Source organism: Hydrogenophaga aquatica, from assembly GCF_054780915.1.
On record NZ_BAAGVK010000019.1, the window covers coordinates 82,119 to 107,704 of the forward strand.

Consider the following 25,586-nt stretch of genomic DNA (forward strand, 5'->3'; position numbering starts at 1 on the left):
ACAGCTATGCCATCCTGCACAAAAAACGATGGAAGACCGAGACGCATACTCTTTGGCGAATCTTTGCAAGGATTCGGTTCAGCTTCGTAGAAGGCCACGCAGTGCCCTTGCTTGGCATGGCCATCGAGTTGGTTCTGGTCTGTGCAGAAATGCACATCTTTGTCACATGTGGTGCAGTGTCGAATTTTGTCATCAGTGGTTGCTGTCAGTTCGTTCCAATCGGCACTGCACTCGTATTCCATGGTGCAGTTAAGAAATGGACCATCCCACCTGGGGTAGAAAGTCACATCCGATTGCGTCGAGTTGGTCATAGCCGTTACCCAATCAGGTCTGACTTGCGGATACCACGGCGGACCAACTCCCTCAACACCTTGCGCATGGCAACGGTCTCGATCTGCCGGATGCGCTCTTGGGTCAGCGTGGTTTTCACTGCGGCATACGGGTTGTAGTACCGGGGCACGTAAACCTGACTTTCTGCCGACTTGCTGCTGTTGCTCATGGGTTCATCCTAAGGTGTTAGATACCTACAACCAGCTTACGCCATCCAGACCCCATGCCAGGGTAAACACCTAGTCACTTTCTTTGGGCCTTCTTCTTGCTGGGGGCGCTTTTTGCCATTCTGGCCGGGGTTGTGTGGTCTGCACATCCCCTGTTTAGGGGAGGCTTGACCAGAAACCAAAAATTGGGGTTCCACTCAGGGGGACTGGCTCATGTGTGTGGGGGGGGGGGGACAAAGTCCGTGCCCCCCCCTGTCAGTCACATCCGGCCTAAACACCGTGTGCCAAGGTTGACGCCACCCTACTGGGGCGCCCCAGCGTGCCAGTGCAGGCTTGCCTGCTTCATCCACGTCGTGAATGGCGAACACGTTCTTTGCGAGATCGATACCAACGGTTACGATGGCCATGGACTTCCCCTTCCATAAAACGAGTGTGTTGATGAGCGATTGCACTTTCCATCGTGGCACCTGGATGCCGTACTGCGCAACTGCGCGGATCACTCGGGACGGGCAAGCCCCTGTCATTCGTTAGGACTATGATGGCCAGGGCCAAGCTCCTCCTGCCGTGGCTGTTGCGCGCATGGCCAGTGCTGGCGCTCTTGCCTATCATCGCTTGCCATTACGCCGCCGTGCAGGTGTTTCCGGCCCATGCCGTTCTTGTCAACAAGCTCACTGGCACTGCGCTGCAAATCGTCGGCGGCATCATCGTCCTGCTCGCGATCGATGGCAACCTCGGTTTGTTCCGCAAGCAGACGCTCTACTCGGTAGTCATTGAATGGTTCCGTGACTTCCCTCTGATCCGGAGGAATGTCACTATTGCTCTGAGCGGTGTCTCATCGTCATCAGCAACAGCCTCTGCAACTCTGTCGGTGGAGCGCCGCTTCACCACTGTCGAAGAGCGAGTGGCCGAGCTTGAGCGGCAAATCAAAGAGCTTCACACTACCATCGCTCAGCAGAAGGCTGCGCTTCTCGGTCGGATCGAAGAGGTCAAAGCAGAACTCGGCAAGGGCTTGGCGACCAACCAAGCCGCGATCCAGGAGTTGTCTGCCCGCATTGAGACATCCGCGGTCGGCGGCTTCAAGCAGCAGGGCTTTGGTGTCCTACTCGCAATCTATGGCGCTATCGTCAGTGTGTTCGCGTAAGCCTCTCAAGAAACACCAAATAACCGATTGATTTTCATGCTGTTTTCAAGCGGCAGGTGTAGGAGGCACGAGCTGCGTACCCATGGCCTTGTAGGCGAGGTGGTGCAATACCCGTTGGCGGTAGTGCTCCTCGTAGTAGTCCGGCCCCTGGGTAAGCATGGCGTAAATCAGTCGAGCCAGCTTGTGGGCGGCTACCGCCAGGCGTAGCGCCTGGGCCGCGCGGTTGGCGCAAAGTTTGGTCTTGCAACTCATGGCCTTGCCGCCCGTGATCTTGGTGCCCGGGCACAAACCCAACCAAGAAGCAAAGTGCTTGTCGCTGGGGAACTTGCCCATGTCGCCCCCCTCATCGGCACACGGTGCCCACCAGCGCGGTGGGCACATCGATGCCGTGCTGCGCAATCGCGCGACTCACTCGGGACCGGGGGTTTCCCTTTCACTTGTAAGCCCTCTTCACACAGTCAGGCCTATGCCGGTGCAAATGGATTGAAAACTTCCAACCCGAGTGCATGGAAGTCACTCACGTTTCTCGTCGCAACCGTCAACCCGTGCACTTTCGCGGTTGCTGCGATCATGGCATCTTCATAGAGCGTATCGGATTTCCTGTGCATCAACCGCGCCCACGCCCTGAAGGTAGTCGCATCCATTGGCAAAACGTTATAGGCGCCAGCCACCAACTCCAGCCACGCTTCAATTTCTTCGGCTTTGCCGGGGTCTTGCTCTCGCGTCAACTCAATACCGGCTTGTATCTCACCAAGGGTTACTGCGGAAAGGTATAGCTGGGCATCATCAATCGATTGCAGCCAAGCAACCACGCCTCCATGCGGGCGCTGCTTGCGGAGCTCAGAAACCACATTCGTGTCAAGCAAATACATGTTCGTCACAGCATTGGCTCCACATTGCGGCGCTTCGCGTTCCCTCGTGCTGGCACGATCAGGTCGGAACGAGCTTGGTCAGAGAGCAGCAGTTGCTTCAAAGAGGGGCGTGCAGCAGACTGCAAGCGGCGCCATTCTTGCACCGGCACAAGCACAGCCGCTTCAGCACCTCTCCTGGTCACCATCTGCGGGCCCTCCGCAAGGCACGCATCCAAGAACTCGCTAAAACGCGCTTTCGCATCTTGAACTGGCCATGTATGCATGACAACCCCAATCAAACTAGTCATTTGACTAGTTTACCATCATTAGCAGCACCTGTCAAACCACCTCTGGTGCTGTGGCCCGGGCTGACTGAGCGTCGCACTTAAGGTTTGACTCCGCCCCGTCTGATGTTGCTGTAATCGATGCCGTAACGGCAGCAGGCTGTGTATTGCTTGATGATCTGGCCTGCTACTCACACCAAGACCTATGCCCCTATCCCTCTTCTACGCATCAGTCCCCGTGTTCCTGCGCTACCTGGACCGTCTCTCTGGCCTGGTACGCGCAGCTGACGAGTGGACGCAGGCTCAGCACGGCAGCCCGCAAACGCTCCTGGCAGCAAGGCTTGCGCCAGACATGCTCCCGTTCGAGCGCCAGGTGGTGATTGCCACCAACTTCACGCTGCGTGCCTCGTATCCGCTTGCGGGTGAGCCCATTCCGCCATACGGCGAATTTCCGGAAACCTTTGCCGGGCTGCACGCCAGAGCCGACAGGGCCGTGGCGCTGCTGAAGGCACTTGAGTCTGCGCAGTTCATCGGCGCTGAATCGCGCATCATCGAAAGCTAGGCGGGTGAAGCACTCGTGCGGCTGCCGGGTTCCGAGTTTCTGTTCCAGTACGCACTGCCGAACTTCTTCTTCCACGTCACTGCCGCATACGCGGTTCTTCGCAGTCAAGGCGTGCCGCTGGGCAAAGCCGACTACGATGGATTCCACGCGTACACAAGAAAGCCATGAGCTTCCAAATGAACCTCCTGTTCGGCCTCTATACGCTGGCAAGCTTGGCGCACTTCACGCACAACGCCGAATACATTGCCTTCTACCCAGGCCTGCTCATTGTTTACGGCTTGCTCGGTGTTAACGGCTTGCTTCACTACACCCTGGCGCTGTGCTCGGAACACACGTTCGCCACCAACGTCACCATCTGGGCCGAAGTCGTTCTGGGTATCACTCTCGCTTGCGCGGCCGCCATCAGGGTTTACCGTTTGTCTCGGCCCAAGCTGCTGGCTGCCGCCTGACCAAGATGCTGAGCCTGTCAATGCTTGCCGGTCTGCCGCAGTTCACGTCTGCGCCCACTTCATACCAGTTCGCAAAGGATGGCGCGTGGGAGAGCGCTTGGTCATTCCCAAGTGACCGTTTGCCGTCGCACGCTGAACTGGCCGCCTACCTAGAACAAAGCACCGAGGTCGCCTTTGAGGCGTTCTTTGGCTCCGCGTTCTTCGGCGCACGCATGGTTGGTTCAGCGCTGGAGGTCGAAACCTTCGGCATCAAGTGCCTCCAGGCAGCTCGTGCCCGGGAGGCGTCCTTCACCTCCTTGCACCGCGAACTTGGCTGCCCGGTTCCGGGGCAAAGGCCTGCCTTTGTCGAAGTTGGCTGCGTCAACGCTTGGCGCAGCATTGGCGCCTTGCGCATTTCCGAGCCGCAACTCGCTTCTGTCGGGTTCGAACAGCTCTTGCAGCTCGTGTTTGAAAGTCCCGCCGTACAGGACACACGCCATCCCAAGGCAATTGAGTTCGCGTTTGACGCCCCCGTCCCACACTGGTTCGGCTTGCCTATTTCGACCCCGGGTACGCCGCATCCGGTCTCCCTAGCCTTGCTTCGCCAGGCCATGGAACTGGGCGCACCGCAAGTATCGCAAACGTAAGTAAGCAATAAAGTTCTGGCGAACGTCATGCCCCATAGCACCCTCTACGCCCTGGTACTCGCGGCCGCAGTGGCTCACGCGTCGTGGAATGCCATGGTCAAGAACAGCGGCGACCGCCTGCTGATGCTCGCGTCCATTCGTGTGGTCGGCCTGCTCACTGGCCTTGCTGTAGCGGCGGTGGTTCCTCTTCCCTCGGCCGAGAGCGTCCCGTTTCTTCTTGCCGCCGCAGCCGTTCACTACATGTACTACGCCCTGATGCTCAACGCCTACCGCGTGGGCGACATGAGTCAGGTTTACCCCATCGCGCGAGGCGTTGCTCCTTTGCTGGTTGCGGTTCTCGCCGCCGTCCTTGCGGGTGAGCTTCTGGGGCCGCTGTCTGCCTTGGCGGTTCTCGTTGTGTCCACCGGCATCTTTCTGCTGGCGTGGTCCGGGCACACCGTCAACCGCAAGGCGGTTGTGCTTGCGCTCCTGACGGGTGTTGCCATCGCGGGCTACAGCTTCCTGAGTGGTCTTGGCGTTCGCAAGTCCCAGTCGCTTCTTGGCTACATTGCGTGGCTGGAAATCGCTACGGGGGTGGGGATGGCGTCGGTGGCCTACGTTCGCAGAAAGCCGGTGCTTGTTGAGTTTGCCCGCACACAGTGGCGCTCCGGCCTTGTTGCTGGCGTGCTGGCCGTTGCGGGTTATGCCATCGCCCTTTGGGCCATGTCGGTGCTGGCCATGGCCCCAGTGGTCGCGCTCCGCGAGACCAGCGTTGTCTTTGCCGCCATCATCGGCTCCGTCTTTCTTCGTGAGGGTTTTGCCGGGCGCCGCGTTGCAGCGGCAACCACCGTATTGGTCGGCATCGTCCTTCTGGGTGTGGGAGCCCATCGGGCATAGTCAGCAAACGTTGGCCCAGGTCCAGCTGGCCTGTCGAACATTGGGGAGTACTCAGGATGCCGCGCACTTTTCTTGATCACATCACGGTCACTGCCTTTTCGCTGGACGCGGGTGCGGCATTCGTGTCCGAAGCCCTGGGTGTTTCGCCCCAGGTCGGCGGCGAGCATCCACGCATGGCGACCCACAATCTGCTGCTTCGCCTGGGTGACGCTGCGTTTCTTGAGGTCATTGCACCCAATCCTGCGGCCCGTCCGCCATCCCGGCCTCGCTGGTTTGCCCTTGACAGCCTCGACCCACAAGCGCAGCCGTCGCTGTCCACGTGGGTGGTGCGCACCGCCAACATCCAAAGAGCCGTGGCCGCTGCGTCTGAGCCCCTTGGGAATATTGAACCCATGAGCCGGGGCGCACTTGACTGGTTCATCACCATTCCCGCGGACGGCTCAGTTCCGCTGGATGGTGCCGCCCCCGCCCTGATCGAATGGCACGCCGATGTTCATCCCGCCACCCGTCTGGAGGACAAGGGGCTGTCTTTGGCCAGGTTCGAGATATTTCACCCAGACCCAGACCGAATATCCAGCTTGCTTGCCTCGCTGGAGCTTGACGCGCCGGTTGTCGTGCTGCCCGCCGGGCAAGGCACCTCCGCACGCCTGGTGGCGCACATCAACACCCCGCAAGGGCTTCGCGTTCTTTCAGCGCCACGTCCCATCATTCCGCCTGCGTGAAGACAGGAGTTCTCCATGAACGCCAAAGCACAAGACGAACTGCAACAGATTCTTCAAGCCCGGTTCGAGGCGAACATGCATCGGCACCAGGGCCTCACATGGGCGGACGTGCTGGCCAGACTCCAGTTGGTGCCTGCGGCGCTGGCAACCCTTCGCGAGATGGAAGCCTCTGGCGGTGAGCCCGACGTGACAGGCCACGACAAAACGACGGGACAAGTCATCTTCTGTGACTGCTCGGCCGAAAGCCCGCCGGGGCGCAGAAGCCTGTGCTACGACGGCGAGGCCTTGAACACACGGAAGGAGAACAAGCCCCAAGGCAGCGCCATGCAGGTGGCAGCGGCCATGGGGGTTGAGTTGCTGACGGAAGAGCAGTACCGCGCGCTGCAACAGCTAGGTGAGTTCGACACGAAGACTTCCAGCTGGATCACGACGCCCCAGGACGTCCGCTCGCTTGGCGGCGCTCTTTTCTGCGACCGGCGCTATGGCCGGGTGTTCGTCTATCACAACGGGGCGCAGTCCTACTACGCGGCGAGGGGATTCCGTGGGCTGCTTCGTGTTTGAGCCATGCACCTGGCGCTGGCAAAGAGCTCGCGGCGCAGCCACATGAAAGGCATCCATGTATCGTGTCTTAAGCGCATTCATCTTTGCTCTACTTGGCGTCGTTGATGCCGCGGGCCAAGTGCCCGTCAAGATTGCGGGGGTGGGCAAGCCGGTCGAAGCTATGCAGTGGGGGGCGGGCACTCACACGGTCATTGCGTTACACGGCTACGGCAACGGCCCAGAGCTTTTTGGCACAGGATTGGGCGAGGAGCTGGGCCCGAAGTTGGCATCCGCAGGCTTTTGGGTCTTGGCTCTTCGCTGGGCGGGCCTTCCATCAGGCGGCGAGGCGGAGGTCGCGGCGGCACTGGCTTGGGCTCGACAAACGGGTGCAACCGACGTTTCGCTTCTCGGGCACAGCTTTGGCGCGGACTTGGCCGCACGGGCCGCAATGGCGAACCCCGACGGTACCTTTGACACACTGGTCTTGCTGGCAATGACGGACGGCGCACCGATTACGTTGTCCAAGACCAAGAAGCTCTTCGTCGTCAGTGACGGTGACACCGTCTCCAAGCGCGCTCAGCAACTCGCCGAGCAGTCCGCCGAGCCGAAACGTTCTGTCGTACTTCGAGGAACGGGACATGCAATATCCGCCTTGTCGACTGGGCAGTTCGTTTTGTCGCAAGGCGTCATCGAAATGCTTGGCCGTGGAAGGTGACGCCCAAGAAAGACCAACAGCTGCCTCGTGGCCTTCGGCGAACACTGCGGCACGCGCGGAAGAGGGCCTTTGCCAAATCAACAGCAACGGTTGTAGCATCCACCTTCGGCTCCTTTCGATGGAAGGCCTGATGCCTACACCCCTGAAACCCCGTGCAATGCACACCGTTGCACGCCCACCAGCATGACGCCGCTGATCACCCTCATCACGCTGGGCGTTGACGACCTTGAGCGCGCCGTGGCGTTCTACCGTGACGGACTGGGTTGGCCAACGCAGGGCATCGTCGGCACCGAGTTCGAGAACGGGGCCGTGGCTTTCTTCAGTCTGCAGCCCGGCCTGAAACTCGCTCTGTGGCCTCGCGCCAGCCTGGCTGCCGACAGTGGGCTGCCGCTGCAGCCGCGCAGTGCGACAGAGTTCTCCCTCGCGCACAACGTGGCCAGCCCGCGCGAGGTCGATCTCGTCATGCAGCAGGCCCAGCAGGCCGGTGCCACGACCGTCAAACCCGCCCAGCCTACGTTCTACGGCGGCTACGCAGGCTGTTTCCAGGATCCCGACGGCCATCTCTGGGAAGTCGCGTTCAACCCGGGCTTTGCATCGCTCGGATAGCAGGCCGTCAGACCGCCCATGGCGGGTGGTCACCGGATGGAGAAGCCACATGACCCACATCGCCAAGAACACGATCTGCCTTTGGTACGAGCGCGATGCCGAAGAGGCCGCGCGGTTCTACGCGAAGACCTTCCCCAACTCGTCCGTAGGTGCGGTGCACCGCGCACCGGGCGACTTTCCATCGGGCCAACAAGGGGACGTGCTGACCGTCGAATTCACCGTGATGGGCATCCCCTGCCTGGGGCTGAACGGCGGACCAGCGTTCAAGCACAGCGAGGCGTTCTCGTTCCAGGTGGCCACTGAAGACCAGGCCGAAACGGACCGCTACTGGAACGCCATCATTTGCAACGGCGGGCAGGAAAGCGAGTGCGGCTGGTGCAAGGACAAGTGGGGCATCTCCTGGCAGATCACGCCAGTGGCGCTGACCAGGGCCTACACCAGCCCCGACCGCGCCGCCGCCAAGCGGGCGTTCGACGCCATGATGACGATGCGAAAGATCGACGTTGCGGCCATAGAAGCGGCGGTTCGCGGCTGACAGGCCGCCGCTGCTGGCTGGGCGTCAAGTGCTAGCGCGCCCAACCTCCGCCACCAGATGATCGATCAAAACCCGCACCTTGGGCGCGGTATGGCGCGAGGCGGTGAAGAGCAGCTGTGCCGTGCCCTGGTAATGGCTGTCGAACGTCCAGCCGGGCAGGACCTGGACCACGCGGCCTGAGGCCAACGCTTCGTCCGCCACAAAGTGGGGCACGCACCCCACGCCCAAGCCGGCCTCGATGGCGGCCAGCCGCATCTCGCTGTGGTTGATGGCGTAGCGCCCTTTGACCGTCACCTCGGCCTCCTCGCCCCCGCGAACGAAGTGCCAGCGGTTGTCCATCGCCTGCTCGCCCAGCGACAGGCAACTGTGGGCCAGCAAGTCGTGCGGTGTTTCGATGGCACCGTTCGCTGCCAGGTAGGCCGGGCTGGCCAGCACCAGTTGCCTCACGGGCATCAAGGCCCGTGCAACCATGCCCTGCGGCGGATCGTCGGTCAGGCGCACTGCCAGATCTACACCTTCGCGCAAGGGGTCCACGGGCCGGTCCGTCACCATCAGGTGCACGTCCACATCGGGGTAGCGCTGCATGAAGGCCAGCAAGGGTTGATGCAGCACATGGCGCGCAAAGGCCTTGGGCGCGCTGATGCGCACCAGCCCTTTGGGTGCCCCCACGTGTCCTTCCGCCACGCGCAACGTGGCTTGCGCGGCGGCCACCATTTCGCGCCCGCGCTCCAGCACCTCCAGCCCGGCCTGCGTCAGGCGCAACTGCCGGGTGGTCCGCTGCAGCAGAGAAACGCCCATGGCCCGCTCCAGCCGAGCCACCTGTCGGCTCACGGCCGACGGCGTCAAACCATGGTGCCGCGCCGCCGCCGAAAAGCTGCCCGACTCGGCCACACGCACGAAGGTCACCAGTTCGTGCATCACATCAAGGAAGTCATCTGTTCCCACGGCGCAAAGCTCCTGTTCTGGCGTCGAGTCTAGTCAATGCTGCGGGCGCGCCAAACAATGCCCCCTCGCTCACCTCACAGGAAAACGGCATGGCATCCATCGGCACCGAAACAGCTCAGGCACTAGGGGTGCGCCCCACCCGTGGCATGCACGTCGAAGGCCTGCTGCTGCTTGTGGCCGTGATCTGGGGCGGCAGCTACAGCGCGGCCAAGATCGCCACGGAACAGATGCCGGTGCTGCAACTTCTGGTGGTCCGTTTCGGGCTGACCTTCCTGTTGCTGCTGCCCGCCTTGCGGGGGCTGGCCCGGGCGTCCTGGCCCGCTGCGCTGGGGGGTGCGTCGGTGCTGGGCGCCAACCTGCTGGCCATCTTCGTCTGCGAGACCTTTGGCGTGTCTCTCACGTCTGCAGCCAACGCTGCGTTTCTCATCAGCCTGTGCGTGGCCTTCACGCCACTGTGCGAATGGTGGCTGCTGGGGGGGCGGCCCACTGCAGTGGTGACAACCGCAGTGGGCCTGTCACTGCTGGGCGCCATGCTGCTGGCCTTCCAGCACGGCGCGGGAACGGCAGCCTTGTCCTGGGGCGATGGCCTGATGGTGCTGGCAGCCTTGCTGCGCGGCGTGATGGTCTGCCTGACGCGCCGCCACGGGCAACGCCACGGTCTGCCCGCCTTGACGTTGACTGCCGTTCAAATGGGTGTGATGACGCTGGGCGCCGCTGCGTTGGCGCTGGCCGTGCACGGCACGGGCTGGCCACCGCTGCCACGCAGTGCTTCGTTCTGGGGGGCCATGGCCTTTCTGGTGCTGCTGTGCACTTTGCTCGCATTCTTTGTGCAGAACTACGCTGTCGCACGCACCCAGCCTTCGCGTGTCGCTTTGCTGATGGGCAGCGAGCCTTTGTGGGGTGCGCTGATCGCCGTCACCTGGCTGGGCGAACAAATGACCTGGCAAGGCTGGCTCGGCGGCGCACTGATCGTGATCTCCGCCTGGAGGGTCACCCGGTCAGGCTGACGCGCCCAGGACATTCGCAGACCAGCAGAGAGATGGTGATTTATGCATGGGGAGTTTGCCCCGTCAACCCAACTCTGGCAGACTGCCTCCATTCAAGCGGAGGTACCCCATGCGACTGTTGTTGGCCATCTTTCTGCCCTGGCTGCAGTTTTTCACCATCGGGCGGCCGTTCGCCGGCATCATCTGCCTGCTCCTGCAGATCACCATCATTGGCTGGATTCCCGCCGCGCTCTGGTCCGTCTATGCGCTGGGCCAGTACAAGACCGACAAGAAGATCGAGAAAGCCCTGTCTTCCCGCTGACGGACTTCACCCGCACTAGCCGCACCAACCATGATCGACCACATCGGCATCACCGTCAGCAGCCTGGAGAACAGCAAGGCCTTTTACCTGGCCGCGCTGGCCCCAATCGGCTACACCCTGCTGGCGGAGCTGCCCGCCTCGGTGACGGGAAGCCGGCGTTTCGCGGGATTTGGCGAAGCCCCCAAACCCGATTTCTGGCTGAGTGAAAGCTCGGCCAACCGCCCCCCGGTCCACGTGGCCTTCCGTGTGCGGACGCGGGCAGAGGTGGATGCCTTCCACCGTGCGGCGCTTGCCGCAGGCGGCCGCGACAACGGCCCACCCGGGCTGCGGCCCCACTACCACCCCAATTACTACGGCGCCTTCGTGCTGGATCCAGACGGCCACAACGTCGAAGCTGTCTGCCACGCGCCGGGTTGACCCCTTGTTCCCCCAGGAAGCTTCATGACCCTCGCTGCCCACGTCGCCGTCGCGCTCATCGCCTTGCTGCACATCTGGATTCTGGTGCTGGAGATGTTCCTTTGGGACAAGCCCGCCGGGCTCAAGGCGTTTGGCAAGCCGTTGGAGTTTGCGCGGGCTACCAAGGTGCTGGCGGCCAACCAGGGGCTTTACAACGGCTTCCTGGCCGCCGGGCTGCTGTGGGGCCTGGCCAGTGGCAAGGCAGACGTGCAGATCTTCTTCCTGGCCTGCGTACTGGTGGCGGGCATTTACGGCTCGGCCACGGCAAGCCGCAAGATTCTCTTCATCCAGGCGGTTCCCGCCACCATCGGGCTGGCGCTGGTGGTGTTGGCCTGAGGCAACGGCCTGCGGGTGACTTGCGCGGGCTTGCCCCCGCGCCCGGCGGGAAAAAACAGCTCCCCCGTTAAAATCATGGGTTTGTCGATCCGCGGCGCCTGCCGCGCGCCACCTACCCCGAGGCCCACATGACCGCCGCCACCACATCCGCAGTTTCCGCACAGACCATGGCCAACGCCATCCGCGCCCTGGCCATGGACGCCGTGCAGCAAGCCAATTCCGGCCACCCCGGCGCCCCCATGGGCATGGCCGACATGGCCGTGGCACTGTGGAGCCGCCACCTGCGGCACAACCCCGCCAACCCGCACTGGGCCGACCGCGACCGCTTCGTGCTGTCCAACGGGCACGGCTCCATGCTGATCTACGCGCTGCTGCACCTGAGCGGCTACAAGCTGCCCATTGGCGAACTGAAGAACTTCCGCCAGCTGCACAGCAAGACCGCGGGCCACCCCGAGGTGGGCATCACCCCCGGCGTGGAAACCACCACCGGCCCGCTGGGCCAGGGCATCACCAACGCCGTGGGCATGGCGCTGGCCGAAAAACTGCTGGCCGCCGAGTTCAACCGCGAAGGCCACCAGATCGTCGACCACCGCACCTACGTGTTCCTGGGCGACGGCTGCCTGATGGAAGGCATCAGCCATGAGGCCTGCGCCCTGGCTGGCGCCTGGAAGCTCAACAAGCTTATCGCCCTGTACGACGACAACGGCATCTCCATCGACGGCCAGGTCGCCCCCTGGTTCATTGACGACACCCCCGCACGCTTCAAGGCCTATGGCTGGAACGTGATCGGCCCGGTGGACGGCCACGACACCGACGCCGTGGACGCCGCCATTGCCCAAGCGAAGCAAAGCGCTGACAAACCGACGCTGATCGTCTGCAAGACCTCCATTGGCAAAGGCAGCCCCAACCGCGCCAACACCGCCAAGGCCCACGGCGAGCCGCTGGGTGCCGAAGAGATCAAGCTCACCCGCGAAGCGCTGGGCTGGACGCACGCGCCCTTCACCATCCCCAAGGACATTTACGCCGCCTGGGACGCCAAGGAAGCCGGCAAGGCCACCGAAAAGGCCTGGAACGAGCGCTTCGCCGCCTACAAGGCCGCCTTCCCCAAGGAAGCCAAGGAATTTGCGCGCCGCATGAAGGGCGAACTGCCCAAGGGCTTCCAGCAAACCGTGGTGGATGCCGTGCTGGCCGCCCACACCAAGGCCGAGACCGTGGCCAGCCGCAAGGCCAGCCAGATTGCCCTGGAGGCCTACACCGCTGCCCTGCCCGAATTGCTGGGCGGCAGCGCCGACCTGACCGGCTCCAACCTGACCAACACCAAATCCACCCCCAACCTGCGCTTTGACGGCGCTGGCGCGGTGGTGAAGAACGAGGCAGGCCAGGGCGGCCGCCACATCAACTACGGCGTGCGCGAATTCGGCATGGCCGCCATCATGAACGGTGTGGCCCTGCACGGCGGCTTCGTGCCCTACGGCGGCACCTTCCTCACCTTCTCCGACTACTCGCGCAACGCCATCCGCATGGCCGCGCTGATGAAGCAGCGCGTGGTGCACGTGTTCACGCACGACTCCATCGGCCTGGGCGAGGACGGCCCCACGCACCAGTCGATTGAGCACGCCGCCAGCCTGCGCCTGATCCCCAACCTGGACGTGTGGCGCCCCGCCGACACGGCCGAAACCGCCGTGGCCTGGGCCGTGGCCCTGCACAACACCCAGCGCCCCACCGCGCTGCTGCTGAGCCGCCAGAACCTGCCTTACGCGCCCAAGGCCACCTCGGGCGTCGCGCCCGACGCTTCGGGCCTGGACGCCATCAACAAGGGCGCCTACGTGCTGGCCGAACCCACCGAGGTGGGCTTCAAGGCGGGCAAGAAGCCGAAGGCCGTCATCATTGCCACTGGCTCTGAAGTGCAATTGGCGCTGAAGGCCCAGGAACTGCTGGCCCAGCAGAAGGTGCCGGTGCGCGTGGTGTCCATGCCCAGCACCACCACGTTTGACCGCCAGAGCGCCGAGTACAAGGCCGCCGTGCTGCCCGCTGGCGTGCCGCGCGTGGCCGTGGAAATGGGCGCCACCGACGGCTGGTGGAAGTACGGCTGCGCCGCCGTGGTGGGCATCGACACCTACGGTGAGTCGGCCCCGGCACCGGTGCTGTTCAAGCACTTTGGCTTCACCGCCGAGAACGTTGCCGAGACCGTGCTGGCCGCGCTGCAGCGCTGACCCCCTCCCCCGCGCCAGCGTGGCATGCACGGCTGCGCTGGCGCACTGACCCCTCTGCCCCATTGAAACCATCCCGCGGGGCAGAACGGTCAAAAACGGTTACGTAACCATTTTGTAACTTTCGATCGAGGCTCTCATCATGACCATCAAAGTAGGCATCAACGGTTTCGGCCGCATCGGCCGTCTTGCCCTTCGCGCCGCGCTGCAGCAAGGCTTCAAGGACATCGAGATCGTTGGCATCAACGACCCCAAGCCCGCCGACTACCTCGCCTACATGCTCAAGTACGACAGCGTGCATGGCCGCTTCCAGGGCGACGTGGCGCATGACGACAAAGGCCTGATCGTCAACGGCAAGCGCATTGCCCTGAGCCACGAGCGCGACGCGCACCTGCTCAAGTGGGGCGAGATGGGTGTGGATGTGGTGCTGGAGTGCACCGGCCACTACCTGACCGAACCCACCAGCAAGCTGCACCTGGACGCTGGCGCCAAGAAGGTGGTGATCTCCGCCCCGTCCAAGGACGACCACATCCCCATGTTCGTCTATGGCGTGAACCACACCAAGTACGCTGGCGAAGCCATCATCAGCAACGCCAGCTGCACCACCAACTGCCTGGCCCCGGTGGCCAAGGTGCTGAACGACAAGTGGGGCATCAAGCGCGGGCTGATGACCACCGTGCACGCGGCCACGGCCAGCCAGAAGACGGTGGACGGCTCCTCGCGCAAGGACTGGCGCGGCGGGCGTGGCATCCTGGAAAACATCATCCCCAGCACCACGGGCGCGGCCAAGGCGGTGGGCAAGGTGATTCCCGAGCTGAACAAGAAGCTCACCGGCATGTCCTTCCGCGTGCCCACCAGCGACGTGTCGGTGGTGGACCTGACGGTGGAACTGACGAACGAGGCCAGCTACGAGGAAATCTGCGCCGAGATGAAGGCGCAGAGCGAGGGCAAGCTCAAGGGCATCCTGGGCTACACCGAGGAGAAGGTGGTGTCCACCGACTTCCGCGGCGAACCCTGCGTGAGCGTGTTCGATGCCACCGCCGGCATTGCCCTGGACAAGAACTTCGTCAAGGTCGTGGCCTGGTACGACAACGAGTGGGGCTACGCCTGCAAGTGCCTGGAGATGGTGCGCGTGGTCTCCAAGCACAAGGCCAAGTAAACCGTTTCAATGGTGGTGGCCATGCTCCCCGTGGGCATGGCCATGCGCCACTTCTTCGGCCGAGGCGGCGCGCACCTCCAGCACCTTCAGCGCGAACTTCAGCACCTTGCCCGCGTGCGGGTGGTTGCCGTCGATGATGACCTGCGGCCCCTTGATCTTGACCACGGTGAAGATGCGCTCGTGCCCGTCGTCGGCCACGCCGCGCAGTGTGCCGCCCACCTTCACGCCGGGCGGAAAGTCGGCCTTGGCGATGGTCTGCACCAGGCTTTCGTCGCGTTCGCCAAAGGCATCCTCCGGCTGGAGCTCGACGGTGGTGGCAAAGCCCGCCTGCTGGCCTTCGAGCGCGGCCTCGATCTTCTCGAAGGTGTTGCCGTAGCCGCCGTGCAGGTAGGACATGGGGTGCTCGCTGGCCTCCAGCTGCTTGCCCTGGGCATCGCTCACGCGGTAGCTGAGCGTGACGACGGTGTCTTTGGTGATGTTCATGCTTGAAACCCCATGCGGGGCCTGTGGTGGGTTCAGGAACAGGGCTGCAGCGTCTTGTCGGCCAAGATGCCCAGCCCCTCGATCTGGCGCCGCTCGCTCTCGGTCACAGCGGGCAAACGCAGGGTGAAGGTGCGGCTCTCCTGCCGCTCCTGCACGACGCGCGCGTCTCGCACGCCGTCTCGCTGGACCTGCTGCAGGGCCTTGCGGGCGGCGTCCTCGGTGGAATACGTGCCCAGCGCCAGGCCGGGCTGCAAGGCAGGAACGTTCACTTCCCGGTGCTCGATGCGCTCCTGGCGCAGCTCGGCCCGGCGCCGCTGCATGGCGTCGCTGCTGGCGAACTTGCCCAGGTAAACAATCCAGCGCGCGGACACCGCAGACTCTGTCAGCGTCCAGCCCTTGGCTGCGCCGCCAAGCCTCAGCATGGCCGCGTTGACGGTGATGACCTGCGCGGGACTGAACCCGCTGGCCTGCCAGCAGGCCGTCGCCTCGGGCACGGGGGCGGGTGCGGCTGGGGGCGCAACGGGCGCAGCCAGGACGGCTGGCTCGGCAACGGGCTCTGACGGCTCCGAGGACGCGGCATCTGGCGCTTCAGGTGCCTCGGGTGCTTCGGGGGTTGGCGCACCGTCCGGCGCCTGGCCTTGCGCGTTGACAAGGCGCAGCTTGCCGGGCTCGATCTGTTCTGCCAGGCGGTGGGGCTCGCGCTGGTCCTGCGGGGCCAGGCCAACAGTGGCCAGCCAACCCTGCGTATACGCAAAAAACAGCCCGTTGGCCAGCAGCAGGACCAGCAGCAACCGTTTCAACATGGGCGCACGCTCACTTCCGCGCTCGTGACCGTCTCCAGTCCGCTCGCCGAGCGCAGCAGCAGGGCACCGTCGGCGCCCACGCCCGCAGCCTCGCCTTCACGCCCGTCGGACAGGCGCAGCATGCGGCCAGCCAGGGCATCGCGGGCGGTGAAACGCGCCACGAACGGGCCGAAACCTTCCTGTTCAAAGGCCAGCAGGTCGCGCACCAGGCCCGGCACCACGGCAGCCAGCCACTCCCCGGCGTCCAACGCGGCGGCCACACCGCCCAGCTCACGCAGGCCCACGGGGGGCACGGGGGGCAGCACACTGGGATCGTCAGGCATGGCTGGTGCGGGCGGCAGCTCGGGCGTGGCCACGTTCAGGCCTGCGCCTATCACCGCATAGCGCTGCTCGCCCACGCTGGCCGTTTCCACCAGAATGCCGCCCAGCTTGCGCTCCTGCCACCACAGGTCGTTGGGCCATTTCAGGCGCACCTGGGGGTGCAGGTGCTCGGCCAGGCTCACGCCCACGGCCAGCGACAGGCCCGACCAGTCGCGCGGCGCCAGCGGCAGGCCCAGCGAAAAGGTGAGCGAATCGCCCGGACGGCTGACCCAGCCCTTGCCCCGGCGGCCCCGGCCAGCCGTCTGCTCCAGTGCCACCAACAGGGTGGGGGCCTGCTGCCCGGCACGGGCACGGCGCATCAGCTCGGTGTTGGTGGAGTCGATGCTGGGCAGCACCTCCACGCTGAAGCCAGGCAGCAGCGGGGCGATGGCCTGCCACAAGCCTTCAGCCTGGCGCGTCAGGGCGGTCAAGGCGGCGCCGGGTGGGTTCGTCATTTTTTGTTCGGAGCCCGCCAGCCGCGCTTGGGCGAGAGCAAGGTCCCCCGGCAATGCGGCGCACCGCACCAGCAGGGGTACTCGGCCTTGAGCTTCTTGGTGTAGGGCTCGTCGATGATCAGGCCGTAGTCGTAGAAGAGTTCTTCGCCCGCGGCAATGTCGCGCAGCGCGCGGATGAACACGCGGCCGCCCTCGGTTTCCTCGGCCTCGCAGTTCGGGTCGCAGCTGTGGTTGATCCAGCGGGCCGAATTGCCGCCGAACTTGGCGTCGATGACGTGCCCGTCGTCGATATGGAAATAGAAGGTGTGGTTGGGGTCGGCAGGGTCGTGCGGGTGGCGGTCCTGCGCTTCGTCCCAGGTGATGACCTCACCGGTGTATTCGATGATTCGCTCGCCAGCAGCGATATCGGCCAGGGCATAGACGCCCTTGCCGTGCACGCCCGAGCGGCGGACCTGGATGCGGCGGCGCGGCGCCTGAGCGGGAGTTTTGGAGCGGGCGGCTGGCACGTCTGGAAATTTTGGTAAGGTAATTTCATGCATGCACGCGTGTGTGCGCACACAGGTGCGCGTGCGCGCGCATGGGAGTGAATTGTAGAGATGAACACAACTGGTATTTCCAAGACCCTGGTGATCGCCGAAAAACCTTCGGTGGCGCAGGACATCGTGCGGGCCCTGACCCCCGTGGCAGGCAAGTTCGAAAAGCACGACGACCACTTCGAGAACGAGCGCTACGTCGTCTCGTCCGCCGTGGGCCACCTGGTCGAGATTGCAGCCCCCGAGCAGTACGACGTCAAGCGCGGCAAGTGGAGCTTTGCCCACCTGCCGGTGATTCCGCCGCACTTCGACCTCAAGCCCATCGACAAGACCAAGTCGCGCCTGTCTGCCGTGGTGAAGCTGGCCAAGCGCAAGGACGTGGGCGCTCTGGTGAACGCCTGTGACGCGGGACGCGAGGGTGAGTTGATCTTCCGCCTGATCGAGCAGTACGCCGGTGGCGCCAAGCCGCTGAACAAGCCGGTGCAGCGGCTGTGGCTGCAGTCGATGACGCCCCAGGCCATCCGCGAGGGTTTCGAGAAGCTGCGCAGCGACGAGCAGATGCGCCCACTGGCCGACGCCGCGCGCAGCCGCTCAGAGGCCGACTGGCTGGTGGGTATCAACGGCACGCGCGCCATGACGGCCTTCAACAGCCGCGACGGCGGTTTCTTCCTGACCACCGTGGGCCGCGTGCAGACGCCGACGCTGGCCATCGTGGTGGAGCGCGAGGAAAAGATCCGTGCCTTCCGCAGCCGCGATTACTGGGAGATCCACGCCGCCTTCGCCGCGCAGGCGGGCGAGTACCCGGGCAAGTGGTTTGACCCGGCATTCAAGAAGCCCACGGGCGATGGTGCCGACGCCGAGCTGAAGGCCGACCGCCTGTGGACCGAGGCCGAGGCCCAGGCCGTGGCGCAGGCCGTGCGCGGCCAGCCCGCCACCGTGACGGAAGAGTCCAAGCCCACGACCCAGGCCAGCGGCCTGCTGTACGACCTGACCAGCCTGCAGCGCGAGGCCAACGGCCGCTTCGGCTTCAGCGCCAAGACCACGCTCGCACTGGCGCAGAGCCTGTACGAAAAGCACAAGGCCCTGACCTACCCGCGTACCGACAGCCGCGCCCTGCCCGAAGACTACCTGGGCACCGTGCGCCAGACCATGGAGATGCTGGCCGCCAGCCCCATGCACCACCTTTCGCAGCACGCGCGCACCGCGCTGGACAATGGCTACATCAAGCCCACCAAGCGGGTGTTCGACAACAGCAAGGTGAGCGATCACTTCGCCATCATTCCCACGCTGCAGGCGCCCAGCGGCCTGAGCGAAGCCGAACAGAAACTCTACGACCTGGTGGTGCGCCGCTTCCTGGCGGTGTTCTTCCCGAGCGCCGAGTTCATGGTGACCACGCGCATCAGCAAGGTGAGCGTGCCCGGCGCCACCCACCACTTCAAGACCGAAGGCAAGGTGCTGGTGAAACCCGGCTGGATGGCCGTGTACGGCAAGGAAGCCGCCGAGGACGTGGAAGACGCCAAGGCCGGTGACAAGGGCCAGAACCTGGTGCCCGTGCAGCCCGGCGAGAAGGTGCACACCCAGGAGGCCGTGGCCAAGGGCCTGAAGACCCGCCCGCCCGCCCGCTACAACGAAGCCACGCTGCTGGGCGCCATGGAAGGCGCGGGCAAGCTGGTCGACGACGACGAACTGCGCGAAGCCATGCAGGAAAAAGGCCTGGGCACCCCTGCCACGCGCGCGGCCATCATCGAAGGCCTGCTCACCGAAAAGTACATGCTGCGCGAAGGGCGCGACCTGATCCCCACGGCCAAGGCCTTCCAGCTGATGACGCTGCTGCGCGGCCTGGACGTGGAGGAACTCTCCAAGCCCGAGCTGACGGGTGAGTGGGAATACAAGCTCTCGCAGATCGAGCACGGCAAACTGAGCCGCGAGGCCTTCATGCGCGAGATCGCCGAGATGACCGAGCACATCGTGCGCAAGGCCAAGGAATACGATCGCGACACCGTGCCGGGCAACTACGCCACCCTGGCCACACCCTGCCCCAACTGCGGCGGGGTGGTCAAGGAAAACTACCGCCGCTACGCCTGCACCGGTGCGGACGGCAAATCCGACGGCTGCGGATTTTCCTTCGGCAAATCGCCGGGCGGGCGCACCTTCGAGGTGGAGGAAGCCGAGACCTTCCTGGCGGCCAAGCACATCGGCCCTCTGGAAGGCTTCCGCTCCAAGGCGGGCTGGCCCTTCGTGGCCGAGCTGGTGCTGAAGTTCAGCGACGATGACAAGAACTGGAAGCTTGAATTCGACTTTGGCGACGACAAGGCCGACGAGGACACGGGCGAGCTTGTGGACTTTGCCGGTCAGGCCTCGCTGGGCCCCTGCCCCAAGTGCGGCAGCCCGGTGCACGCGCACGGCAGCAACTATGTGTGCAGCAAGGCCGTGCCCACGGCCGAGCAACCCACGCCCAGCTGCGACTTCAAGAGCGGCAGGACCATCCTGCAGCAGGACATCGAGCCTGAGCAGATGCAAAAGCTCCTGTCCACGGGCAAGACGGACCTGCTGGACAAGTTCGTGTCCAACAAGACGCGCCGCACGTTCAAGGCCTTCCTGGCCTGGGACCCGGGCGCGGGCAAGGTGAACTTCGAGTTCGAGCCGCGCGATAGCAAGTACCCGCCGCGCAAGACGGCAGCCAAGACGCCTGCCAAAGCACCGGCCAAGAAAGCCGCCGCTCGCAAGACCCCAGCCCGGAAAAAATCCGGCGCCTGACCTAGCATTTGCAAGCCCATAAACAGGAGACCCTTTGATGAGCCTCAAGCTGTACTACGCCCCTGGCGCCTGCTCCTTCGTGCCGCACTCGCTGCTGGAACTCAGCGGCGTGCCGTTCGAGCCTATGCTCGTGAAACTGCACCGGGGCGAACACCAGACCACGGAGTACCTGACCATGAACCCCCGCGGCCAGGTGCCCGTGCTGGTGGATGGCAGTGATGTGATCACCCAGATCGTGGCCATCGTGCTGCACCTGGACCAGCGCCTGCCCGAGGCCAGGCTGCTGCCCGCCAGCGGCATGGAACGCACCCGCGTGCTGGAAACGCTGATGTGGATGAACAACACCGTGCACCCCACCTTCACGCACGTGTTCATGCCGCAGAAGTTCACCGACGACCCGGCAGCCCAGCAGGCGGTCAAGGCCTTCAATGCGGCCAAGTACCGCGAATTGCTGGAAGAGATTGAAGCCCGCGCCGAAGTGGCAGCCCCCTGGCTGGCCGGGGAGCGCCCCGGCGTGCTGGACGCCTACGCGTTGACCTTCCTGCGCTGGGGCGGTTTCGCTGGCATCGATCCCACCACCCTGCCCGCCACCTGGGCGCTGGCGCAGCGCTATGCCGCCCTGCCTGCGGTGGCCCGCGTGGTGGACCGCGAGCGGCTCCAGCTCAACGTCTACAAACCGGCTGCCTGAACAGCCTTTCGGGGGCAGTCACTCCTGAAGCTGCTGCCCGCCAAAACGCACGGACACGCGCAACCCCCTCGGCACCTTGCCGGGGTGGGTGTCCTCCATCTGCAGGCTGGCGCCGTGCTGCTGGGCAATCTCGTGCACGATGGCCAGCCCCAGGCCTGAACCGTCCACGTTGGTGCCCAGCGCGCGGTAGAAAGGCTCCAGCACCAGGCCACGCTCTTCCTCCGGAATGCCCGGGCCGTTGTCCTCCACCTGCAACACCTGCACGCCGCTGTAGCGGTCCACCAGCACACGCACCGTCACCACACCACCCGCTGGCGTGTAATTGATGGCGTTGTCCACCAGGTTGCGCACCAGTTCGCGCAACAGGGTGGGGTTGCCATCCATGAAGCATTCCGGCGGCACGTGGTCCGGTCCTTCGTAACCCAGGTCGATCCGCTTTTCCAGCGCCCTGGGCACCGAATCCTCGATCACCTCCATCACCAGATCGGCAAGGTCTATCGGGCTGCTGGGCAAGGTGCGGCCCGTCGTTTCGGCGCGCGCCAGCGCCAGCAGCTGGTTCACGGTGTGCGTGGCCCGCACGCTGGACTTGGCGATCTGTTGCAGCGAGCGGTGGATGTCCTCGCCCGGCGCCGCCTGCTGCGCCATTTCGGCCTGCATGCGCAAACCTGCCAGGGGCGTCTTGAGCTGGTGCGCGGCGTCGGCCAGGAAGCGCTTTTGCGTGCTCAGCGAGGTCTTGAGCCGGTCGAGCAGGTCGTTGATGGAGGACACCAGCGGCGCCACCTCCTGCGGCACGTGCTTGTCCTCGATGGGGCTGAGGTCGTCGGGCTTGCGGGCGCGGATGCGCTGCTCCAGGTCGCTCAGCGGCCGGATGCCGCGCACCAGCGCCAGCCACACCAGCAGCACCGCCAGCGGCAGGATGATGAACTGGGGCACCATCACGCCCTTGATGATCTCGGTCGCCAGCTTGGAGCGCTTGCCCCGCGTCTCGGCCACCTGCATGAGCACGATTTCGTCGCGCCCGGGGCCGCGCGGCACCCACGTGTAGGCGACACGCACCTCTTCGCCGCGCAATACGTCGTCGCGCAGGTAGACGGAGCCCGGCTCACTGGGTGACTCCAGGGCTGGCGGCGGAAAGTCCGGGTCGCCGCTGACGATGCGGCCATTGCGGTCGGCAACCTGGTAGAAGACCTGGTCGGTATCGTCGGCGCGCAACAGGTCGCGCGCCTGCGTGGTGAGGTTGAACTGGGGCCGGTTGTCCTTGTAGACGACGAACTGCGTGAGTGCCTGCAGGGTGAATTCCAGCGCCCGGTCGTAGGGCTTGCTGGCAATGCCCTGGGCCACGAACCAGGTCAGGGCCAGCGACAGGGGCCACAGCAGCAGCAGCGGCGTGAGCATCCAGTCCAGGATCTCGCCGAACAGGCTGCGTTGTTCGCGCTGGAACAGACCGAAGGAAACTGGCGGGTCTCTGTCGGTGTCTGGGCCGTCCGCCGTTGCCGGCTCGGCTCGCGCCGGTTCAGCCGTTGATCTTCTCAAGGCAGTATCCCAGGCCGCGCACAGTGGCGATGCGGATGGGGCCCTTCTCGATCTTCTTGCGCAGGCGGTGGATGTAGACCTCGATGGCGTTGTTGCTCACCTCCTCGCCCCACTCGCACAGGCGCTCGACCAGCTGGTCCTTGCTGACGAGGCGGCCGGCGCGCTGCAGCAGCACTTCCAGCAACCCCAGTTCGCGGGCGGACAGCTCGATCATCTTGCCGTCGATAGTGGCCACGCGCCCGGCCTGGTCGTAGACCAGCGGCCCGTGCTTGATCTGGCTGGTGGCGGCGCCGCTGCCCCGGCGTACCAGGGCACGCACGCGGGCTTCCAGCTCCTGCAGCGCGAAGGGCTTGGCCATGTAGTCGTCGGCCCCCAGATCCAGGCCCTTGACGCGGTCTTCGATACTGTCGGCGGCCGTGAGGATGAGCACCGGCATGGTGGTGCCGCGCGCACGCAGGCGCTTGAGCACCTCCAGGCCATGCATCTTGGGCAGGCCCAGGTCGAGGATGAGCAGGTCGAATTCGTTGTTGGTCATCAAGGCCGCGTCGGCCTCGGTGCCACTGGCCACGTGGTCCACGGCGGCCCCGGCGGCGCGCAGCGTGCGCAGCAGGCCATCGGCCAGCACCTGGTCGTCTTCGGCGATGAGGATGCGCATGGTGTCTCCTTCGGGCTCGGCGCGTGGTCTTTTCCCCCATTTTAGTGACCGGCTGCTGGTTCCCATGCAGTTGTTGCGCGGTTTGTTGCGTAGAGGACCTGGTACAGGAGTAGCTCGAAGTTTTTTGGCGGCTCAAGGCGTGTGTGCCCAGGGCCAGGCCTGCCGCAGCGAGCGAGGTGCCCCGGAAGACAACAACACCAACAAACCCATCAACTTGAGCAATAAGCCCTGGTCACGCCCCATCCGCATAGGCTTCCAAGCCCAGCGCCACCACAGTAGCCACATCGTCACCCACCTGAGCACGAAACTCAGCCTCGGCCTGCGTCACCGCCTGGTGGAACGCCGCCAGCCAATCCAACCCCGTGTCAGTGAAAACGATTTTTTTGGCCCGCGCGTCCAACGGGTCAGCCACCCGCTGCACCAAACCCCAGGCCACGCACTGATCCACCAACCCCCCCATGGCCTGCTTGGTCATGCCTGCGCTTTCAGCCAGCTCGGTCAGGCGCGAACCGCGCAGGCTCAGGTGCCGCGTGATGTGGATGTGCGCCGCCCCCACCTGCCCCCGCGCCGCCAGGTTCGACAACGCCAATGGCGCGTCCACAGAGTGCGTCATCAGCTCCAGCACCCGGGCATCAAAGCGGCGCAGAGCGTGCCCCATCAGGCGCCCCAGGTGGGTCTGGCGCCAGCGGTCCTCCAGCATTTCCTGCGACCCGGTGAACGTTGTTTCCATGGCCAAAAATGGTAATGCAAACTGACTAAAAATATTGATTTTCAGAAGATATATCGCGATAAACTGCCGTCCAAGCACCGACCCACATTTGTTGAAGCCAGGGAGGCTGGTGCTTCAACCCCATGTTTTAAAAGGACTTTTCATGAACGCAACCGTCAACCCCGCCGCCAAGGCACTGGACAGCGAAAAAGCCAAGGCACTCCAAGCAGCGCTGGCCCAGATCGAGAAACAGTTCGGCAAGGGCACCATCATGCGCCTGGGCGAAGGCGAGGCCATCGAAGACATTCAGGTCGTCTCCACCGGCTCGCTGGGCCTGGACGTGGCCCTGGGCGTGGGCGGTCTGCCGCGCGGCCGCGTCATCGAGATCTACGGCCCGGAATCGTCCGGCAAGACGACGCTGACGCTGCAGGTCATCGCTGAAATGCAGAAGCAGGGTGGCACCTGCGCCTTCGTGGACGCCGAGCACGCCCTGGACGTGCAGTACGCCCAGAAGCTGGGTGTGAACCTGCAGGAGATGCTGATTTCCCAGCCCGACACCGGCGAACAGGCGCTGGAGATCGTGGACAGCCTGGTGCGCTCCGGCGCGGTGGACCTGATCGTGGTGGACTCGGTGGCCGCGCTCACGCCCAAGGCCGAAATCGAAGGCGACATGGGCGACAGCCTGCCCGGCCTGCAGGCCCGCCTGATGAGCCAGGCCCTGCGCAAGCTGACCGCCACCATCAAGAAGACCAACTGCATGGTCATCTTCATCAACCAGATCCGCATGAAGATCGGCGTGATGTTCGGCAGCCCCGAAACGACCACGGGCGGTAACGCGCTCAAGTTCTACGCCTCGGTGCGCATCGACATCCGCCGCACCGGCTCCATCAAGAAGGGCGAGGAAGTGGTGGGCAGCGAAACCAAGGTGAAGGTGGTCAAGAACAAGGTCGCGCCGCCGTTCAAGACCGCAGAGTTCGACATCCTCTACGGCGAGGGCATCAGCCGCGAGGGCGAGATCGTGGACCTGGGAGTGGTGCACAAGGCGGTCGAAAAGTCTGGCGCCTGGTACGCCTACAACGGTGAGAAGATCGGCCAGGGCCGCGAAAACGCGCGCGAATTCCTGCGCGAGAACCCGCAGCTGGCCCGCGAGATCGAGAACAAGATCCGCGACGCCCTGGGCGTGCCCGCGCTGCCCGCCAACGTGGATGCCGTGGAAGCAGCCGACGCCGAATGAAGCCGGTCAGCACGCCGTCCTTGAAGGCCCGGGCCCTGCGGCTGCTGGCCCAGCGCGAACACTCGCGCCTGGAGCTGGAGCGCAAGCTGCGGGCACACGAAACCGAGGAAGGCGAGCTGGCCAGCGCGCTTGACGCGTTGCAGGCCAAGGGCTTCATCAACGACGAGCGCGTGGCCGACAGCGTGGTGCACCGCCGCGCCAGCAAGCTGGGCACGGCACGCGTGCGCGCCGAACTGCAGGCCAAGGGGCTGGACGAGACGGTGGTGCGCGAAACGGTGGAAGCCCTGCGCGCCACCGAGCACGAACGCGCCCTGGCGGTGTGGCAGCGCAAGTTCGGCCGCCCGCCGGCCGACGCAGCCGAACGTGCCAGGCAGATGCGCTTCCTGGCCGCGCGCGGCTTTGCGCCCGAGGTGCTGAGGCGGGTGATCGGGGGCCACGACCCGGATTGACCGGCAGGACGGCTCACCCAAAAAAAGCGTGATGTATGCACTAAGGAAGGTCTGCATAACCCCCGCCGGTGACCAGAGGATGTGAGACAGTATCGGCATGAAACAGATG

Annotated in this window: 31 protein-coding genes and 1 pseudogene; 20 read left to right on the forward strand and 12 right to left on the reverse strand. The window is 64.5% G+C overall.

The features are described 5' to 3' along the window. Positions 1–316: 316 nt before the first annotated feature. Positions 317–499 carry a hypothetical protein gene (locus ACYVHH_RS14855; protein ID WP_460565973.1) on the reverse strand — a complete coding sequence of 61 codons (183 nt, stop codon included), beginning with the start codon at positions 497–499 and terminating at the stop codon, positions 317–319. Positions 500–1,032: 533 nt separating this feature from the next. Between ACYVHH_RS14855 and ACYVHH_RS14860 the strand changes: the two genes are divergently transcribed. Continuing rightward, positions 1,033–1,638 carry a hypothetical protein gene (locus ACYVHH_RS14860; protein ID WP_460565974.1) on the forward strand — a complete coding sequence of 202 codons (606 nt, stop codon included), beginning with the start codon at positions 1,033–1,035 and terminating at the stop codon, positions 1,636–1,638. Positions 1,639–1,683: 45 nt separating this feature from the next. Here the strand turns inward: ACYVHH_RS14860 and ACYVHH_RS14865 are convergent, their stop codons facing one another. The 3 genes from ACYVHH_RS14865 to ACYVHH_RS14875 all read right to left on the reverse strand — a co-directional run bounded on the left by ACYVHH_RS14865 (position 1,684) and on the right by ACYVHH_RS14875 (position 2,797). Continuing rightward, positions 1,684–1,971, reverse strand: coding sequence for a transposase (locus tag ACYVHH_RS14865; protein WP_460565975.1), 288 nt, complete (start codon positions 1,969–1,971; stop codon positions 1,684–1,686). A 131-nt stretch (positions 1,972–2,102) separates the two neighbouring features. Then, positions 2,103–2,510, reverse strand: a complete 408-nt coding sequence (locus ACYVHH_RS14870; RefSeq protein ID WP_460565977.1) for a PIN domain-containing protein — start codon at positions 2,508–2,510, stop codon at positions 2,103–2,105. A gap of 5 nt (positions 2,511–2,515) precedes the next feature. After that, positions 2,516–2,797: a type II toxin-antitoxin system Phd/YefM family antitoxin gene (locus ACYVHH_RS14875; RefSeq protein ID WP_460565978.1), complete on the reverse strand. Its 282-nt coding sequence runs from the start codon at positions 2,795–2,797 to the stop codon at positions 2,516–2,518. A gap of 181 nt (positions 2,798–2,978) precedes the next feature. Between ACYVHH_RS14875 and ACYVHH_RS14880 the strand changes: the two are divergent. The 9 genes and pseudogenes from ACYVHH_RS14880 (at position 2,979) to ACYVHH_RS14920 (ending at position 8,404) form a co-directional block, all read left to right on the forward strand. Further along, positions 2,979–3,503 (forward strand): annotated as a pseudogene (locus ACYVHH_RS14880) (DUF1993 domain-containing protein). An 8-nt stretch (positions 3,504–3,511) separates the two neighbouring features. Continuing rightward, complete coding sequence (locus ACYVHH_RS14885) at positions 3,512–3,784, forward strand: hypothetical protein (protein ID WP_460565979.1); 273 nt, start codon at positions 3,512–3,514, stop codon at positions 3,782–3,784. 20 nt (positions 3,785–3,804) lie between these two features. After that, complete coding sequence (locus ACYVHH_RS14890; protein WP_460565980.1) at positions 3,805–4,410, forward strand: hypothetical protein; 606 nt, start codon at positions 3,805–3,807, stop codon at positions 4,408–4,410. 27 nt (positions 4,411–4,437) lie between these two features. Then, the gene (locus ACYVHH_RS14895; RefSeq protein ID WP_460565981.1) at positions 4,438–5,286 is read left to right on the forward strand and encodes an EamA family transporter; all 849 of its coding nucleotides are present in this window, start codon (positions 4,438–4,440) and stop codon (positions 5,284–5,286) included. Between the two features lie 56 nt (positions 5,287–5,342). Next, positions 5,343–6,008 carry a VOC family protein gene (locus tag ACYVHH_RS14900; protein WP_460565982.1) on the forward strand — a complete coding sequence of 222 codons (666 nt, stop codon included), beginning with the start codon at positions 5,343–5,345 and terminating at the stop codon, positions 6,006–6,008. Between the two features lie 15 nt (positions 6,009–6,023). Further along, positions 6,024–6,569, forward strand: coding sequence for a DUF4256 domain-containing protein (locus ACYVHH_RS14905; protein ID WP_460565983.1), 546 nt, complete (start codon positions 6,024–6,026; stop codon positions 6,567–6,569). Between the two features lie 55 nt (positions 6,570–6,624). Then, a complete protein-coding gene (locus tag ACYVHH_RS14910) occupies positions 6,625–7,263 on the forward strand; it encodes an alpha/beta fold hydrolase (protein ID WP_460565984.1) in 639 nt (212 codons plus the stop codon). A gap of 183 nt (positions 7,264–7,446) precedes the next feature. Further along, positions 7,447–7,869 (forward strand): VOC family protein, encoded by a 423-nt coding sequence (locus ACYVHH_RS14915; RefSeq protein ID WP_460565985.1) that lies wholly within the window; start codon positions 7,447–7,449, stop codon positions 7,867–7,869. A 49-nt stretch (positions 7,870–7,918) separates the two neighbouring features. Then, positions 7,919–8,404 (forward strand): VOC family protein, encoded by a 486-nt coding sequence (locus ACYVHH_RS14920; RefSeq protein ID WP_460565986.1) that lies wholly within the window; start codon positions 7,919–7,921, stop codon positions 8,402–8,404. A gap of 24 nt (positions 8,405–8,428) precedes the next feature. Here the strand turns inward: ACYVHH_RS14920 and ACYVHH_RS14925 are convergent, their stop codons facing one another. Further along, positions 8,429–9,349: a LysR family transcriptional regulator gene (locus tag ACYVHH_RS14925; RefSeq protein WP_460565987.1), complete on the reverse strand. Its 921-nt coding sequence runs from the start codon at positions 9,347–9,349 to the stop codon at positions 8,429–8,431. A 146-nt stretch (positions 9,350–9,495) separates the two neighbouring features. Between ACYVHH_RS14925 and ACYVHH_RS14930 the strand changes: the two genes are divergently transcribed. From ACYVHH_RS14930 to gap, 6 genes are all read left to right on the forward strand, one after another. Beyond that, on the forward strand, positions 9,496–10,356 hold the full coding sequence (locus tag ACYVHH_RS14930) for a DMT family transporter (RefSeq protein ID WP_460566006.1): 861 nt from the start codon (positions 9,496–9,498) through the stop codon (positions 10,354–10,356). A 109-nt stretch (positions 10,357–10,465) separates the two neighbouring features. Then, on the forward strand, positions 10,466–10,657 hold the full coding sequence (locus ACYVHH_RS14935; RefSeq protein ID WP_460565988.1) for a YqaE/Pmp3 family membrane protein: 192 nt from the start codon (positions 10,466–10,468) through the stop codon (positions 10,655–10,657). Between the two features lie 30 nt (positions 10,658–10,687). Beyond that, positions 10,688–11,074, forward strand: a complete 387-nt coding sequence (locus ACYVHH_RS14940) for a VOC family protein (RefSeq protein WP_460565989.1) — start codon at positions 10,688–10,690, stop codon at positions 11,072–11,074. Positions 11,075–11,098: 24 nt separating this feature from the next. Then, a complete protein-coding gene (locus ACYVHH_RS14945; RefSeq protein WP_460565990.1) occupies positions 11,099–11,449 on the forward strand; it encodes a DUF1304 domain-containing protein in 351 nt (116 codons plus the stop codon). A 128-nt stretch (positions 11,450–11,577) separates the two neighbouring features. After that, entirely contained in the window at positions 11,578–13,662 is a 2,085-nt protein-coding gene (gene tkt, locus ACYVHH_RS14950; protein WP_460565991.1) for a transketolase, read from the forward strand. Positions 13,663–13,801: 139 nt separating this feature from the next. Then, positions 13,802–14,818: a type I glyceraldehyde-3-phosphate dehydrogenase gene (gap, locus tag ACYVHH_RS14955; protein ID WP_460565992.1), complete on the forward strand. Its 1,017-nt coding sequence runs from the start codon at positions 13,802–13,804 to the stop codon at positions 14,816–14,818. A gap of 6 nt (positions 14,819–14,824) precedes the next feature. Here the strand turns inward: gap and ACYVHH_RS14960 are convergent, their stop codons facing one another. Genes ACYVHH_RS14960 through ACYVHH_RS14975 form a run of 4 tightly spaced genes read right to left on the reverse strand, consistent with a single transcriptional unit; the run spans position 14,825 to position 17,458 of the window. Continuing rightward, positions 14,825–15,301 carry an FKBP-type peptidyl-prolyl cis-trans isomerase gene (locus tag ACYVHH_RS14960; RefSeq protein WP_460565993.1) on the reverse strand — a complete coding sequence of 159 codons (477 nt, stop codon included), beginning with the start codon at positions 15,299–15,301 and terminating at the stop codon, positions 14,825–14,827. A 32-nt stretch (positions 15,302–15,333) separates the two neighbouring features. Further along, a complete protein-coding gene (locus ACYVHH_RS14965; RefSeq protein WP_460565994.1) occupies positions 15,334–16,104 on the reverse strand; it encodes an SPOR domain-containing protein in 771 nt (256 codons plus the stop codon). Further along, positions 16,098–16,919 (reverse strand): biotin--[acetyl-CoA-carboxylase] ligase, encoded by an 822-nt coding sequence (locus ACYVHH_RS14970; protein WP_460565995.1) that lies wholly within the window; start codon positions 16,917–16,919, stop codon positions 16,098–16,100. The genes ACYVHH_RS14965 and ACYVHH_RS14970 overlap by 7 nt, the downstream gene beginning before the upstream one ends. After that, entirely contained in the window at positions 16,916–17,458 is a 543-nt protein-coding gene (locus tag ACYVHH_RS14975) for an SET domain-containing protein (protein ID WP_460565996.1), read from the reverse strand. The genes ACYVHH_RS14970 and ACYVHH_RS14975 overlap by 4 nt, the downstream gene beginning before the upstream one ends. Before the next feature lie 72 nt (positions 17,459–17,530). Here ACYVHH_RS14975 and ACYVHH_RS14980 point away from each other — a divergent pair, with 72 nt between their 5' ends. Beyond that, entirely contained in the window at positions 17,531–20,209 is a 2,679-nt protein-coding gene (locus ACYVHH_RS14980) for a DNA topoisomerase III (RefSeq protein WP_460566007.1), read from the forward strand. Positions 20,210–20,246: 37 nt separating this feature from the next. After that, entirely contained in the window at positions 20,247–20,897 is a 651-nt protein-coding gene (locus ACYVHH_RS14985) for a glutathione S-transferase family protein (protein WP_460565998.1), read from the forward strand. 18 nt (positions 20,898–20,915) lie between these two features. Here ACYVHH_RS14985 and ACYVHH_RS14990 read toward each other — a convergent pair whose 3' ends face one another. The 3 genes from ACYVHH_RS14990 to ACYVHH_RS15000 all read right to left on the reverse strand — a co-directional run bounded on the left by ACYVHH_RS14990 (position 20,916) and on the right by ACYVHH_RS15000 (position 23,815). Then, complete coding sequence (locus tag ACYVHH_RS14990) at positions 20,916–22,292, reverse strand: sensor histidine kinase N-terminal domain-containing protein (RefSeq protein WP_460566008.1); 1,377 nt, start codon at positions 22,290–22,292, stop codon at positions 20,916–20,918. A gap of 118 nt (positions 22,293–22,410) precedes the next feature. Beyond that, the gene (locus ACYVHH_RS14995; protein ID WP_460565999.1) at positions 22,411–23,085 is read right to left on the reverse strand and encodes a response regulator; all 675 of its coding nucleotides are present in this window, start codon (positions 23,083–23,085) and stop codon (positions 22,411–22,413) included. A gap of 232 nt (positions 23,086–23,317) precedes the next feature. After that, the gene (locus ACYVHH_RS15000) at positions 23,318–23,815 is read right to left on the reverse strand and encodes a MarR family winged helix-turn-helix transcriptional regulator (protein ID WP_460566000.1); all 498 of its coding nucleotides are present in this window, start codon (positions 23,813–23,815) and stop codon (positions 23,318–23,320) included. A 142-nt stretch (positions 23,816–23,957) separates the two neighbouring features. Between ACYVHH_RS15000 and recA the strand changes: the two genes are divergently transcribed. Together recA and recX are read left to right on the forward strand one after the other, a co-directional pair. After that, on the forward strand, positions 23,958–25,028 hold the full coding sequence (gene recA, locus ACYVHH_RS15005; RefSeq protein ID WP_460566001.1) for a recombinase RecA: 1,071 nt from the start codon (positions 23,958–23,960) through the stop codon (positions 25,026–25,028). Continuing rightward, a complete protein-coding gene (gene recX, locus ACYVHH_RS15010) occupies positions 25,025–25,477 on the forward strand; it encodes a recombination regulator RecX (RefSeq protein WP_460566002.1) in 453 nt (150 codons plus the stop codon). The genes recA and recX overlap by 4 nt, the downstream gene beginning before the upstream one ends. Positions 25,478–25,586 lie beyond the last annotated feature (109 nt).

Bases quoted from the DNA above. Each gene is read 5' to 3' on its own strand.
- ACYVHH_RS14910 (WP_460565984.1), top strand. From the start codon at position 6,625: ATGTATCGTGTCTTAAGCGCATTCATCTTTGCTCTACTTGGCGTCGTT.
- tkt (WP_460565991.1), top strand. From the start codon at position 11,578: ATGACCGCCGCCACCACATCCGCAGTTTCCGCACAGACCATGGCCAAC.
- recX (WP_460566002.1), top strand. From the start codon at position 25,025: ATGAAGCCGGTCAGCACGCCGTCCTTGAAGGCCCGGGCCCTGCGGCTG.
- ACYVHH_RS14915 (WP_460565985.1), top strand. From the start codon at position 7,447: ATGACGCCGCTGATCACCCTCATCACGCTGGGCGTTGACGACCTTGAG.
- gap (WP_460565992.1), top strand. From the start codon at position 13,802: ATGACCATCAAAGTAGGCATCAACGGTTTCGGCCGCATCGGCCGTCTT.
- ACYVHH_RS14855 (WP_460565973.1), bottom strand. From the start codon at position 499: ATGAGCAACAGCAGCAAGTCGGCAGAAAGTCAGGTTTACGTGCCCCGG.
- ACYVHH_RS14985 (WP_460565998.1), top strand. From the start codon at position 20,247: ATGAGCCTCAAGCTGTACTACGCCCCTGGCGCCTGCTCCTTCGTGCCG.
- ACYVHH_RS14965 (WP_460565994.1), bottom strand. From the start codon at position 16,104: ATGTTGAAACGGTTGCTGCTGGTCCTGCTGCTGGCCAACGGGCTGTTT.
- ACYVHH_RS14930 (WP_460566006.1), top strand. From the start codon at position 9,496: ATGCACGTCGAAGGCCTGCTGCTGCTTGTGGCCGTGATCTGGGGCGGC.
- recA (WP_460566001.1), top strand. From the start codon at position 23,958: ATGAACGCAACCGTCAACCCCGCCGCCAAGGCACTGGACAGCGAAAAA.
- ACYVHH_RS14900 (WP_460565982.1), top strand. From the start codon at position 5,343: ATGCCGCGCACTTTTCTTGATCACATCACGGTCACTGCCTTTTCGCTG.
- ACYVHH_RS14995 (WP_460565999.1), bottom strand. From the start codon at position 23,085: ATGCGCATCCTCATCGCCGAAGACGACCAGGTGCTGGCCGATGGCCTG.
- ACYVHH_RS15000 (WP_460566000.1), bottom strand. From the start codon at position 23,815: ATGGAAACAACGTTCACCGGGTCGCAGGAAATGCTGGAGGACCGCTGG.
- ACYVHH_RS14940 (WP_460565989.1), top strand. From the start codon at position 10,688: ATGATCGACCACATCGGCATCACCGTCAGCAGCCTGGAGAACAGCAAG.
- ACYVHH_RS14935 (WP_460565988.1), top strand. From the start codon at position 10,466: ATGCGACTGTTGTTGGCCATCTTTCTGCCCTGGCTGCAGTTTTTCACC.
- ACYVHH_RS14990 (WP_460566008.1), bottom strand. From the start codon at position 22,292: ATGCTCACGCCGCTGCTGCTGCTGTGGCCCCTGTCGCTGGCCCTGACC.
- ACYVHH_RS14895 (WP_460565981.1), top strand. From the start codon at position 4,438: ATGCCCCATAGCACCCTCTACGCCCTGGTACTCGCGGCCGCAGTGGCT.
- ACYVHH_RS14920 (WP_460565986.1), top strand. From the start codon at position 7,919: ATGACCCACATCGCCAAGAACACGATCTGCCTTTGGTACGAGCGCGAT.
- ACYVHH_RS14945 (WP_460565990.1), top strand. From the start codon at position 11,099: ATGACCCTCGCTGCCCACGTCGCCGTCGCGCTCATCGCCTTGCTGCAC.
- ACYVHH_RS14890 (WP_460565980.1), top strand. From the start codon at position 3,805: ATGCTTGCCGGTCTGCCGCAGTTCACGTCTGCGCCCACTTCATACCAG.
- ACYVHH_RS14970 (WP_460565995.1), bottom strand. From the start codon at position 16,919: ATGACGAACCCACCCGGCGCCGCCTTGACCGCCCTGACGCGCCAGGCT.
- ACYVHH_RS14960 (WP_460565993.1), bottom strand. From the start codon at position 15,301: ATGAACATCACCAAAGACACCGTCGTCACGCTCAGCTACCGCGTGAGC.
- ACYVHH_RS14885 (WP_460565979.1), top strand. From the start codon at position 3,512: ATGAACCTCCTGTTCGGCCTCTATACGCTGGCAAGCTTGGCGCACTTC.
- ACYVHH_RS14865 (WP_460565975.1), bottom strand. From the start codon at position 1,971: ATGGGCAAGTTCCCCAGCGACAAGCACTTTGCTTCTTGGTTGGGTTTG.
- ACYVHH_RS14975 (WP_460565996.1), bottom strand. From the start codon at position 17,458: ATGCATGAAATTACCTTACCAAAATTTCCAGACGTGCCAGCCGCCCGC.
- ACYVHH_RS14870 (WP_460565977.1), bottom strand. From the start codon at position 2,510: ATGTATTTGCTTGACACGAATGTGGTTTCTGAGCTCCGCAAGCAGCGC.
- ACYVHH_RS14875 (WP_460565978.1), bottom strand. From the start codon at position 2,797: ATGACTAGTTTGATTGGGGTTGTCATGCATACATGGCCAGTTCAAGAT.
- ACYVHH_RS14860 (WP_460565974.1), top strand. From the start codon at position 1,033: ATGATGGCCAGGGCCAAGCTCCTCCTGCCGTGGCTGTTGCGCGCATGG.
- ACYVHH_RS14905 (WP_460565983.1), top strand. From the start codon at position 6,024: ATGAACGCCAAAGCACAAGACGAACTGCAACAGATTCTTCAAGCCCGG.